We start from the raw sequence: 11,988 nt of genomic DNA on the forward strand, positions 1-11,988 counted from the left end.
TTATAACTGCCGCTATGGCTTGTATAAGAGAGCAGGCGATAATTTATTCTTTTACCTCAATCGCAGGGTTCAATTCCCGGAGCGCCTTCAGGAAAGTTTCTTTCTCCGCTGGAGAGAAATAAATGGTGTCCCAACGATTATAATTAATCACAAGCCCGTGCAGCCCCAGCGCCGGACGTAACCCAGACCAGAGATACTGATTAAGCTTCACTTCCCTTATTTTTTGAATAGGAATACTGCCGTGCAGCGGCCCACATCTGTAAAGCAGTTTATCGCCTGAAATCTGGTAATAGGTGCTAAACCATGTCCAGAGCAACAGACCGCTGATCAGCAGACTGAAAAGGCTCAAGGCAACCTTGCCTAGCAACGACATATCACTTTGTACTTCCTGCACCAACATGACAGAAAGCAAGGCCACAGTCCCCCAAATCGCCAGCGTACTCACCCAGCTTTTAGACGAAGAGAACGTAACAGGAGCCATAAACGTGTCAAATAATTTGCTCTAAGAATATACTGCTAGGAACTGTTTTACGGAAAACAAGACTTAAACGGATTCATCCAGCAGAAAACCTGGTCATGCATTTCTCTAGTGTGATGATTGCCTTTGAGATGCCGCTAACATTTTTGAGGCTCTCGCCTCACTGAAGTTTCAAACTTCCGGTCATGGTAGGTCCAAGTCACAGACTTGAACCATGTTCTTGGGGAGAAAGGAATGCGTGTGATCTGCTTGTGTAAACATCCCCCTTCGCCCCCTTCAAAGGGGGAGTCTCTGCTTTGATAGGCAGAAGTCCATTAGCTACTTTCCTCTACACATTGCCAATTCCAGTCTTTCCCGAGCGCGCCTCGCTTTTGGCCATAGACAGACACCAGCTAAGCGCAAAGAACAATGCAGGCCGAAAGGGCAGTGCGGGAGGGGAAGACGGGGCCTCGCGGCCGTGAGCGCACGGAGGGAAACCATGCAACAACCCAGCATAAGGGCTCCGCATCAACCAGCCACCACGCCAGCAATGGCAGAATGCATGCACCGCAAACTTTCCCATTCACATCAGCAAACTGCCTAAGCCACTACCCTTTCCAGCCCACTTCCCCTAAACCAACGGTAAAACAGCTAATCCCGGAAGAAAAGGAACAGAATGGCCAAAAACAGGAAGAAAGACAGGTACATGAGCCCATCAACCAACCCATAATCCTTGTACTTGTGGTAAAACTCTTTTAATCTTTTCACGGGTGCAACGCTAATAAAACAGGTTCTGACGTTTAAAAACACCAAGGTACCGAAACCAGTGCCCGGTTCTCTCACAGATTTCGTATTTTTGTGCCCTCAAAACCACAGAACAAGCCGCAGCAACAACCGATGCAGAAAAGATGGGTAGTAAAGGAAGCGCCGGACGCCGCAAAAGTACAGAAAATAGTCGATAGCCTGAACATTGGGCCCACCTTGGCCGCCATTCTCTGCCAACGGGAAATCTGCACCTATGACGAGGCCAAAGCCTTTTTCCGGCCCTCCCTGGAACACCTGCACGATCCCTTCCTACTCAAGGACATGGACAAAGCCGTCAATCGGTTGTTAGAGGCACTGCACCAGCAGGAACGCATTCTCATTTACGGCGATTATGACGTGGACGGTACTACCTCGGTGGCGTTGGTGTACGGGTTTCTGAAGCGATTTTTTGAGGACCGGATAGAATACTACATCCCAGACCGCTACGCGGAGGGCTACGGAATTTCGAATCAGGGCATTGACTGGGCGCAGGAGAACGGGTTCAGCCTGATTATCTCGCTGGACTGCGGTGTGAAATCCATTGACAAGATTGCGTACGCCACTACCAAAGGCATCGACTTTATCATCTGCGACCATCACTTACCCGATGAGGAACTGCCCCAGGCCGTGGCCGTGCTGGACGCCAAGCGGGCCGACTGTCCGTACCCATACAAAGAACTGGCGGGTTGCGGCGTAGGCTTCAAGTTCATGCAAGCCTTCTGCCAGCAACAAAGCATCAACGAGGAACCCCTCTTTGAACTCCTGGACTTGGTGGTGGTAAGCATTGCCGCCGATATTGTGCCCATTACGGGAGAAAACCGCATCTTAGCTTACCACGGCTTACAGCGTCTAAATAATGGCGTGCTACGTCCGGGTTTGCAGGCCTTGAAAGAACTGGCGGAGCTTCGTACCGAATTGGATATCACGCAAATTGTCTTCGGGTTTGCGCCGCGCATCAATGCCGCCGGCCGCATGGGCGATGCCAAACGATCCGTAGCTATGCTCCTGGCTAAGACCAAGGAAGAAGCAACGGAGATGGTAAAAAACATCAATGTCTCCAATTCAGAGCGGCGCGGGCATGACACCAGCATTACCAAAGAGGCCTTGCTCATGATTGAGGAAGATGAGTTTCTGCGGAATGCCCGCTCAACGGTCTTGTTCAAAGAGAACTGGCACAAAGGTGTGGTAGGCATTGTGGCATCGCGCTGCATTGAAAAGTATTATCGCCCCACCATCATCCTCACGGAGTCAAACGGCAAAGCCACGGGTTCGGCCCGCTCGGTGCATGGGTTTGACGTACACCAGGCCATTCTGGCGTGCGCAGATTTGCTGGACCAGTTTGGTGGGCACATGTATGCCGCCGGGCTCACGCTGCCCGTAGAGAACGTGCCTGCGTTTAGGGAGCGTTTTGAGGAAATCGTGGCTAAAACCATTCTGGAGGAGCAACTGGTGCCCATGGTAGAGATAGACATGCCGCTGGAACTGCACCAAATCACCCAGAAGTTCTTCAACATCCTCAAGCAGATGGAGCCGTTCGGACCCGGCAACATGGCCCCCGTGTTCATGAGCACCTGCGTGTATGACACCGGTTCGGCCCGCGTGGTAGGAGATGCCCATCTTAAGCTTCGGCTTACCCAAGACGGCGAAACATTCTTTGACGCCATCGCTTTCGGCATGGCCGAATATTACCCGCGCATTCAGAAAGGCATTCCGTTTGATGTGTGCTACTGCATTGAAGAAAATGTTTTCCGGGGGAACGTCACTTTACAGCTCCGTATCAAGGACATCCGCTTTGCGTAATTTTTAGAACGGGTTTTTGCCCGTTTTTCATAAACAAGGCCTAAACAGAAAGTAGGGGCAATCCCTTGTGGTTGCCCTTTGGCGTTTCTAATCGTTTAGGGCAACCACAAGGGATTGCCCCTACATCTTCATAATTATTGGAGGGAAGCTGTTGCGCTGGAATTCTGTTCTAAAGCTATTTCCCATAAATCAGGACAAAAGCAGGAATTAGGTGGAAGTAAGTTCGCAACTAATTAGGAGATAGTGTATTTTTAAGCATACACTACCCTAACAACCTCCACCTAACATGAAACCTAAAATTCTTTTGGCGGGGCTATTGCTGAGTGCGGGCGCAATTTCGGCGCAGGCGCAAACAGCGGCCAAAAAAGTATTGACCCATGAGGTGTATGACTCCTGGAAAAGCGTGGAGGCAGATTCGCTCTCCAATAACGGGAAATACCTGCTGTATGCCGTTAATCCGCAGGAGGGAGACGGCGTGCTGCACCTGCGGGACTTGAGTCAGAACTCCGGCAAGGTGTTTCCCCGGGGCTATCGCAGCGCTTTCACGTCTGATAGCAAATATGCCATCTTTCAGGTAAAGCCTACCTTTGCGGCCACCCGGCAAGCCAAGCTGAAGAAGAAAAAGCCTGAGGAAATGCCGAAAGACTCCTTGGCCATTCTGGACCTGGCCAAAGGCACCCCGCAGTACGTGGCCCGTGTGAAGTCCTTTAAACTACCTAAGCAGAACGGCGAATGGCTGGCCTATCATCTTGAAGCTCCGGTAAACACGAAAGCTGCCAGAGACACCAGCAAAACCAAGGCAACTACTCCGGCCGTAGCCCCGGCACCTAGCCGACCTACCGGAAGAGCCGGCGGGGCAGGAGCCGCCCGTTCTGGCGGTGGTGACCCTACTGAGCTGGTTTTGCGCCACTTGCCTACCGGGCAGGAATACCGCTTTGACCGCGTCACCGATTTCCTGTTCTCAGACAATGGCAACCGACTGTTCTTCGTGAAAGCCGCCAAAGATTCGCTGAACAAAGGAGGCGTGTACGCGTTCAGTACCTCGGCGCGTAAAACCGTGCCGGTAGACAGCGGCCGCGTGACGTACAAAAACCTGGTAGCAGACAAAGACGGCGAGCAACTGGCGTTTGTGTCCAGCAAGGACAGCACGGGCAAAGACATCAGGTACTTCCTATTACAGCACTGGACCGCCAAAGACAACCGCGCCCGCGTCATTGCAGATACCACCTTCAAAGGCATGCCCGCCAAATGGATGGTGAGCGAACACGCGCAGCTAGGCTTCTCAGACAACGGCAACCGCCTGTTTTTCGGGACTTTCCCGCGCCCTACCCAATACGAGAAAGACACCACCAAGCTAGACGAAGACAAAGTAAGTCTGGATGTCTGGACCTACCGCGATCCCTTGATTCAGCCCATGCAGTTAAAGCAACTGGAGCGCGAGCAGAAACGCTCGTTTCTGGCCGTATATGACATAAAAGGCAAGAAAATAGTACAGTTAGCAACGCTGGAGATTCCAGACGTTTCGTTAAACCCCGGGCGTACCGCCGATGTAGCCGTAGGAAGCAGCAGCGTGAACTACCTTCTGAGTGTAGGCTATGACACCCCTTCACGGCAAGACACCTGGCTTATTGATTTAAAGGACGGAAGCCGAAAACTAGCCGTGAAAGATACGCGCGGCACGCCTAGACTTTCGCCCTCCGGCAAATACCTGTACTGGTATGAACCGTCAGATAGTTCCTGGAAAGCCATGTCTGTGAAAGCCAGTACACCGGTGAACCTGACCAAAAAGTTGAAAGTGGCCTTCTACGATGAGCAGCATGACATGCCGGTATTGCCAGATGAGTATGGACTAACCGGCTGGACGAAAGATGACCAATACCTTATCGTGAACGACCGCTATGACCTGTGGCGCTTAGACCCTGCGGGGAAAGCAGCGGCCGTGAACATAACTGATGGCTACGGACGCCAGAATAATCTGCAATTCAGTTACCTGAGTCTTAACCCTAGCCAGCGCGTGGTGCCATCGGAAGACAAACTGCTGCTGCGTACCCTGAACCTGAAGACCAAAGATGCCGGTTTTTACACCGACTACGTGACCAAAGCCGGAGCCCCGCAGAAAGTTTTAATGGAGCCGTATAGCTTTGTGAGCGTTCGCAAAGCCAAAGACAGTGACCGCCTCGTTTTCCGGAAAGCCAGCTTTAAAGAGTACTCAGATTTGTGGGTCACCAACACCAGTTTCGTTACGCCGCAGAAAATCAGCAACGCCAATCCGCAGCAGAGCGAGTACCTGTGGGGCAGCGTAGAATTGGTAGACTGGAAGTCAGATGATGGTGTTCCGCTGGAAGGACTGCTGTTCAAACCGGAAAACTTCGACCCGAAGAAAAAATACCCGATGGTGGTGTACTTCTATGAGCGCAACGCCGAGACCCTGCACAACTACCGTTCACCAGCCCCAAGTGCCTCTACCATCAACATTCCGCTGTTCGTAAGCCAAGGTTATCTGGTGTTTGTGCCAGACATTATTTACAAAGAAGGGTATCCTGGTGAAAGTGCGTACCACAGCATCATTCCGGGCGTGCAAAGCCTGGTGGCCAAAGGATTTGTAGACGAGAAGAACATGGCCTTGCAGGGACAAAGCTGGGGCGGTTACCAGGTGGCTTATCTGGTGACCCGTACAAATATGTTCAAAGCCGCCATGGCCGGAGCGCCCGTGAGCAACATGACCAGCGCCTACGGCGGAATACGTTGGGAAACCGGCATCAGCCGCCAGTTCCAGTACGAGCGCACGCAAAGCCGAATAGGTGGAACGCTGTGGGAGAAACCCATGCAATACATTGAGAACTCGCCCTTGTTCTATGCGCCCAAAATTGAAACGCCGCTCATGATGATGGCCAACGACAATGACGGCGCCGTTCCGTGGTACCAAGGCATTGAAATGTTCATGGCGCTACGCCGCCTGAGCAAACCGGTGTGGCTATTGGTGTACAACGGCGAGGCCCATAACCTGGTGCAACGCAAGAACCGCAAAGACCTCTCGGTACGCATGTCGCAGTTTTTCGACCATTACCTGAAAGGAGCCCCAGAACCCGCCTGGATGAAGAAAGGTGTACCAACCCTGGTGAAAGGCAAAGAATACGGGCTGGAATTGATTGAAGAGCCTGCCGTAGCCACGCCTACGCCCGGTCAGCAACCTACTGCCGCTACTACTGCGCCGCCAGCCACTATCAGATAAACGTTTTCAGGTTCCTTTTCTGGAAACAACCTCAAAAGCCCGGTTTCTCTTCTGGAGGAGCCGGGCTTTTTCTTTCAGAAGCGTGCGCTTGCATTTAGCACCCAAGAGAAACCGGTAACATTCTGCCGAGGAGTGCGGTACAGAAGCGGAGAAAACGTATTGATAGCATGGAAACTACTCCCTCAGAAGACAGAAACATAGGTGCCTTGGTCATGGCTAGCCTGAACCAGAATGCTTCCATCCAAAACATTTTTGGAGAACCCATAGAAACACAGGGAAAAACCATTATTCCGGTGGCACAACTAGCCTTAGGACTAGGCGGAGGTTTCGGGCAAGGAAAGAAGAAAGCCGAAGCACCGGGGAACGCCGAAGGAGAAGGGTCAGGCGCGGGTGCAGGTGTGTTCACTATTCCCAAAGGAGTCTTTGAGGTGACCGCCGAGAAAACCAGGTTTGTTCCGGTGTCATCAGCGCAGCCATTTCTGTGGGGAGCAGCTCTTGGGTTAACCGTTGGTTGGCTGCTGGCCAAACGCAGAAAGTAACCTGTTCAAGCGAACAAATCATGAATCAGCGCAGAGGTAAACTAAATGAAAAATTTCAGCCTGGCTACTGCTTTGTTTTCGGCCTGATTTCTGGAAAAGAGCTGGGAAACTACTTGGTTTGGGCAATGGCCGAGCTAGGCACGGGAGTGGGAACGCAGTAGGTGCTGAGGTCTTCTAAGGAACCATAGAACCAGTTCACGTCTACCGGCGCGTCAATCCCTTTTACGATGCCTTTTTCAGAATACTGCCAGAAAGCCATCTTGTCCGTTGGATGGGTGGTAGGCTCTGCGTTCTGGTAGCGGGCAATCCAGAAGTGATAGTCTGGGAAATGGCCGCGTAACTTGCGGTCGTAAAACCGTTGATAGGTGTAGATGATGGGTTTTACACCGTAATGTGCCTCAATGGCAGAAAGCCATTCGCGGATATTGCTGCGCATCTGGGCATCAGTCACGTCTTGGGCAAAGGTTTCTACGTCCAGCACGGGAGCTAGGTCGCCGGGCTGCAACGTAACCACGCTTTTGAAATGAGCAATTTGTTTCTCTACGGGTACCCACGGCAAGAAATAATGGTAGGCCCCACGTTTAATGCCCTGCTGGCTGCTTTGCTCCCAATTACGGTCAAAGTAAGGGTCTTTCAGGAAATCGCCCTCTGTGGCCTTGATGAAAGCGAAGTTGATGTTGGAGTCTTTCACGTGTTTCCAGTCTACCTCTCGCTGGTAACGGGACACATCAATGCCATGCAAGTAAGAAGAAGGGCCGGAGCCCGCGCTAAGCAACGTCAGGCAGAAGGTGAGTAAGACCATGGCCACACCTGAGTTGTATATAGCTTTCCTGAGCATGGAAGACATTGGAAGAAAGTGCATGTATGAATGAGTATGAAATTTACGGCTAAATGGCCTCTTCCGCAAGCAATATTCCTAGGTAACCATCACATTATTTGATTAATTATACTGTAAGCCAAAACCTTAAGTACAAAGTGTACGTAAGGGCGCTCTTTCACGTTAGCGTACTACATCTGAGGTTTATTCCTTAATTTTAGGCAATGATTTTACGTTCTGAAAACCTGTTCAAAAAATACAAGTCTCGCACGGTGGTAAACGATGTGAGCGTGGAGGTAAACCAAGGCGAAATTGTAGGGCTGCTGGGGCCCAACGGTGCGGGGAAAACCACTTCGTTCTACATGATTGTAGGGCTGGTGAAACCCAATTCCGGACGTATCTACCTGGACCAGGAAGATATTACGGAACTGCCCATGTACCGCCGCGCCAAGAAAGGCGTAGGCTACCTGGCCCAGGAAGCATCGGTGTTCCGGGACCTGACGGTGGAGGAGAACATCATGTCGGTGCTGGAGATGACGGACATCAGCAAACAGGCCCGCCGCGAGAAGGTGGAGGAACTGCTGGAGGAATTCTCGCTCACGCACGTGCGCAAGAACAAAGGCGTGGTGCTCTCCGGAGGCGAACGCCGCCGTACCGAGATTGCCCGTGCCCTGGCCGTAGACCCGTCTTTCGTGCTCCTGGACGAACCCTTTGCCGGCGTAGACCCTATTGCGGTAGAAGAGATCCAGACCATTGTAGCCAAGCTGAAGACCAAGAACATAGGCATACTCATCACGGACCACAACGTGAACGAAACCCTTTCCATCGTAGACCGCGCCTACCTGCTGTTTGAAGGCAAAATCCTGAAAGCCGGCACCGCCGAGGATCTGGCCGCCGATGAGCAAGTACGCCGCGTGTACCTGGGCAAGCACTTCGAGCTGAAGCGGAAAGTGTAATTGATTGTTTGTTGTTAATTGCTGATTTAATGGGCCTTTCTTCTTTTGTCATCCTGAAAGGATCTTGTGGGCGAACTAGAAAGGCTTTTTTCAGCGCAATTACCCTTTGCAACCAAGATCCTTTAAGGATGACAAATAACTGGGGGGTGGTTTCCTGGCTTACATCACTGGTTAGAAACTAAATCTCTGAAGAGCAGTACAAGCACATATTCCAGAATCTGCAAAAGCTTCCTCTGTCAATCAACAGCCTTATCAAATCGGCTAATGACAACCTGAAAACGTAAGCAGGGCAACCAACAACTAACAATCTAATTCGTGGAGATAATCAATTCGCTTGTGACGTGGGTAATGAAAAAGAGGATTCACCAGATAGACCTCTTCAGGAAGTATCCGCATGATGTGCAGAACGAATTGTTTTCCAATCTCATCTCCACCGCCCGCAACACCGAATGGGGTCAGAAATACGGCTACGCAGACAATGTAAGTGTGCGGGAGTTTCAGGAACGCGTGCCTATCTGCGCCTATGAAGACCTGTACCCGTACATTGAGCGGGTCATGCGCGGCGAGCAAAACGTGCTATGGCCCAGCAAAGTGGAGTGGTTCGCCAAATCATCTGGGACTACCAACGCCCGCAGCAAGTTCATTCCGGTCACCCCAGAGGCGCTGGAAGACTGTCACTACAAGGGCGGCAAAGACATGCTTTCCATCTTTGTGAACAACTACCCAGACACCAAGATCTTCTCGGGCAAGGGCCTTTCCATTGGTGGCAGCCACCATCCCAATGAGTTCAACGCAGACACCCGCTGCGGCGATGTCTCGGCGGTCATCATGCAGAATCTGCCCCTTTGGGCCGAGGCCATGCGCACGCCGCCCCTCAAGGTAGCGCTTATGGACAAGTGGGAAGAGAAAATTGAGAAGATGGTGGAGATTACCGTCAAAGAAAATGTGACCAGCCTTTCGGGCGTGCCCACCTGGACCTACGTGCTCTTAAACCGCATTTTAGAGGAAACCGGCGCCAAAGACATCACCGAAGTATGGCCCAACCTGGAGCTGTTCACCCACGGCGCCGTGGCGTTCGGGCCGTACCGCGAGCTGTTCAAGCAGTTGATTCCGTCAGACAAGATGAACTACCTGGAGGTCTACAACGCCTCAGAAGGGTTCTTCGGGATACAGGACGAGCCCAGCCTGAAAGACGAGATGCTCCTGATGCTGGATTACGGCGTATTCTACGAGTTCATCCCCATGGAAGAAGCCGAGCAGGAAAACCCAAGAGTACTGACCCTGGACCAGGTGGAACTAGGCAAAAACTACGCCCTCATCATCTCCACCAACGCTGGACTGTGGCGCTATAAGATTGGTGATACCGTTAAGTTCACGTCGCTGGACCCATACCGCATCAAGATCTCGGGTCGTACCAAGCACTTCATCAACGCCTTTGGCGAAGAGGTAGTAGTAGAGAACGCCGAGACCGCCATTACCAAGGCCTGCGAAGCCACCGGGGCCACCATCACCAACTTCACAGCCGCTCCCGTGTACTTTGAAGGCAAAAGCAAAGGCGGGCACCAATGGGTCATTGAGTTCTCCCAACAACCCTCCAGTATAGAGCGTTTCACCGAGGTGCTGGACCAGACCCTGCGCACCGTCAACTCAGACTACGACGCCAAACGCCAGAAAGACCTGGCCCTGCGAGCCCCCTTGATTACGGTAGCCCCTTCCGGTTCTTTCCTCAACTGGCTCCAGCACAAAGGCAAATTGGGCGGTCAGCACAAAGTCCCGCGTCTGGCCAATAACCGCGAGTACCTGGAAGAGATTCTGGCCGTGAATAACCTTCAGTAGAGGCCATTCCAGGTAGAGGCAATCCCTAGTGGTAGCCCGTTCTCATTCCACATGCTATTCCCAGAGAATGTACGGACAGGTCGCGACCTGTCCTACGATAGCAGAAAATGCCAATCAGTTAACGTTCAGAGCAACCGCCAGAGAATTGCTCCTATATTGTACGTTTCAAGCCGTATTTCGCCAAAATAACCCTAAAACACAAAACACCGCTAAAGGCGGTGTTTTGGTAAAACTGTAATGAAAAAGTCTTCTACTCCAGGAAACTGCTCAACAAACCACCTTCTTTGTTAGCATTGCCTCCGTTTGGCATCAGGGCCTGGATGAGTTTTTTCACTGGCATGGACTGAATCCAAACCCGACCAGTGCCACGAAGTGTGGCCAGGAATAGACCTTCGCCCCCGAACACCATGGAACGCAGGCCGCCTGCCCGCTGAATATCGAAATCAATCCCGTTTTCATAGGCTACTACGCAACCGGTATCTACGCGTAGGGTTTCATTGTGCAAGTGCCGTTCAATGACGGTGCCGCCCGCGTGGATGAAGGCCAAGCCATCGCCGGTGAGACGCTGCATGATAAAACCTTCGCCCCCGAAGAAGCCCGCGCCCAAACGTTGGTTAAAGTGCATGGCGATTCTGGTGCCCAGTGCGGCGGCCAGGAATCCGTCTTTTTGCACGATCAGCCCTTGCGGAAACTCCGCCAAATTAATAGGCATAATGGTGCCGGGATAAGGAGCCGAGAAGCCTACTTTTGCTTTGCCGTACCCACGATGGGTGAAGTGCGTCATGAACAGCGACTCGCCGGTAATGGCGCGGCTGCCCATCTGCACCAGCTTGCCTAAGAAGCCCGAGGCGGGGTTGGAGCCATCGCCCATTTTGGTTTCAAACTGAATGCCGTCTTCCATGAACACCATGGCACCGGCTTCGGCAATTACGGTTTCCTGCGGGTCTAGTTCTACTTCCAGCACCTGAATATCTGCGCCGTAAATGCGGTAATCTACTTCGTGGGATGTCATATATGGAGTTAGGTTTATTTTTTCTTCGGCTTGGGGTCCGTTGGTTTCCCTTTGTCAGAGAAGTCATCATCGGCCTCATCGTCAAAAGATGCCCCTTTTTTGAAGAAATCCTCCTCGCTCTCTTCCTCGTCCACGGTTTCCTCAATAGGAAATTCCTCGTCTTCTTCCTGCGCCCGCTTCTTGCCTTGGTCGCCTACCAGTTTCTTGTCTGAGACGTTGCGGTCCAGGAAAGAATTGAGCTGGTCAATGTTGAAGTTAGAGGTAATGTCTCCTAAGGGATTGATCTTGATCTCGAAGCCTTCCAGTTCAGGGTGTACCTTCGCTTTTTTCTCCGGTTTATTCTCTGGTTTGTCCTTGTCTGCTTTCTTCTTTGCCATAGTAGTAGAATTTACGCCCAGGCAAGCCGCCGGGCCAGTTGCTTTTACTACAAACGGGAAATCTGGCAGAAGGATAAACGAATTAAAAAGAATCCGCCGTCATAAGCAAGCACCAGGCGCTAGTTTATGACGGCGGATTTCATGTTGGACCTAAAACG

9 protein-coding genes are annotated in these 11,988 nt (G+C 51.8%); 5 read left to right on the forward strand and 4 right to left on the reverse strand.

The genetic code is table 11. The features are described 5' to 3' along the window. Positions 1-43: 43 nt before the first annotated feature. On the reverse strand, positions 44-481 hold the full coding sequence (locus ACY0JR_RS02855) for a PH domain-containing protein (protein WP_462632343.1): 438 nt from the start codon (positions 479-481) through the stop codon (positions 44-46). An 873-nt stretch (positions 482-1,354) separates the two neighbouring features. On the opposite strand from ACY0JR_RS02855, the gene recJ reads away from it, so the two are divergent. The 3 genes from recJ to ACY0JR_RS02870 all read left to right on the forward strand — a co-directional run bounded on the left by recJ (position 1,355) and on the right by ACY0JR_RS02870 (position 6,832). After that, on the forward strand, positions 1,355-3,061 hold the full coding sequence (gene recJ / locus ACY0JR_RS02860) for a single-stranded-DNA-specific exonuclease RecJ (protein WP_462632344.1): 1,707 nt from the start codon (positions 1,355-1,357) through the stop codon (positions 3,059-3,061). 286 nt (positions 3,062-3,347) lie between these two features. After that, complete coding sequence (locus ACY0JR_RS02865; protein ID WP_462632345.1) at positions 3,348-6,293, forward strand: alpha/beta hydrolase family protein; 2,946 nt, start codon at positions 3,348-3,350, stop codon at positions 6,291-6,293. A 167-nt stretch (positions 6,294-6,460) separates the two neighbouring features. After that, a complete protein-coding gene (locus tag ACY0JR_RS02870; protein ID WP_462632346.1) occupies positions 6,461-6,832 on the forward strand; it encodes a spore germination protein GerW family protein in 372 nt (123 codons plus the stop codon). Between the two features lie 109 nt (positions 6,833-6,941). Here the strand turns inward: ACY0JR_RS02870 and ACY0JR_RS02875 are convergent, their stop codons facing one another. Next, positions 6,942-7,694: a glycoside hydrolase family 25 protein gene (locus ACY0JR_RS02875; RefSeq protein WP_462632347.1), complete on the reverse strand. Its 753-nt coding sequence runs from the start codon at positions 7,692-7,694 to the stop codon at positions 6,942-6,944. Between the two features lie 179 nt (positions 7,695-7,873). Between ACY0JR_RS02875 and lptB the strand changes: the two genes are divergently transcribed. Both lptB and ACY0JR_RS02885 read left to right on the forward strand, forming a co-directional pair. Beyond that, entirely contained in the window at positions 7,874-8,605 is a 732-nt protein-coding gene (lptB, locus tag ACY0JR_RS02880) for an LPS export ABC transporter ATP-binding protein (protein ID WP_462632349.1), read from the forward strand. A 315-nt stretch (positions 8,606-8,920) separates the two neighbouring features. Further along, on the forward strand, positions 8,921-10,441 hold the full coding sequence (locus ACY0JR_RS02885; protein WP_462632350.1) for a GH3 auxin-responsive promoter family protein: 1,521 nt from the start codon (positions 8,921-8,923) through the stop codon (positions 10,439-10,441). A 250-nt stretch (positions 10,442-10,691) separates the two neighbouring features. Here the strand turns inward: ACY0JR_RS02885 and ACY0JR_RS02890 are convergent, their stop codons facing one another. Both ACY0JR_RS02890 and ACY0JR_RS02895 read right to left on the reverse strand, forming a co-directional pair. Further along, positions 10,692-11,453 (reverse strand): TIGR00266 family protein, encoded by a 762-nt coding sequence (locus tag ACY0JR_RS02890; RefSeq protein WP_462632351.1) that lies wholly within the window; start codon positions 11,451-11,453, stop codon positions 10,692-10,694. Between the two features lie 14 nt (positions 11,454-11,467). Beyond that, positions 11,468-11,830, reverse strand: a complete 363-nt coding sequence (locus ACY0JR_RS02895) for a hypothetical protein (RefSeq protein WP_462632353.1) — start codon at positions 11,828-11,830, stop codon at positions 11,468-11,470. Positions 11,831-11,988 lie beyond the last annotated feature (158 nt).

It is taken from the genome of Rufibacter sp. JT3400010 (genome assembly GCF_054956755.1).

Excerpts from the sequence above, each read along its gene's own strand:
- ACY0JR_RS02855 (WP_462632343.1), bottom strand. The coding sequence starts at position 481 with ATGGCTCCTGTTACGTTCTCTTCGTCTAAAAGCTGGGTGAGTACGCTG.
- recJ (WP_462632344.1), top strand. The coding sequence starts at position 1,355 with ATGCAGAAAAGATGGGTAGTAAAGGAAGCGCCGGACGCCGCAAAAGTA.
- ACY0JR_RS02865 (WP_462632345.1), top strand. The coding sequence starts at position 3,348 with ATGAAACCTAAAATTCTTTTGGCGGGGCTATTGCTGAGTGCGGGCGCA.
- ACY0JR_RS02870 (WP_462632346.1), top strand. The coding sequence starts at position 6,461 with ATGGAAACTACTCCCTCAGAAGACAGAAACATAGGTGCCTTGGTCATG.
- ACY0JR_RS02875 (WP_462632347.1), bottom strand. The coding sequence starts at position 7,694 with ATGCACTTTCTTCCAATGTCTTCCATGCTCAGGAAAGCTATATACAAC.
- lptB (WP_462632349.1), top strand. The coding sequence starts at position 7,874 with ATGATTTTACGTTCTGAAAACCTGTTCAAAAAATACAAGTCTCGCACG.
- ACY0JR_RS02890 (WP_462632351.1), bottom strand. The coding sequence starts at position 11,453 with ATGACATCCCACGAAGTAGATTACCGCATTTACGGCGCAGATATTCAG.
- ACY0JR_RS02895 (WP_462632353.1), bottom strand. The coding sequence starts at position 11,830 with ATGGCAAAGAAGAAAGCAGACAAGGACAAACCAGAGAATAAACCGGAG.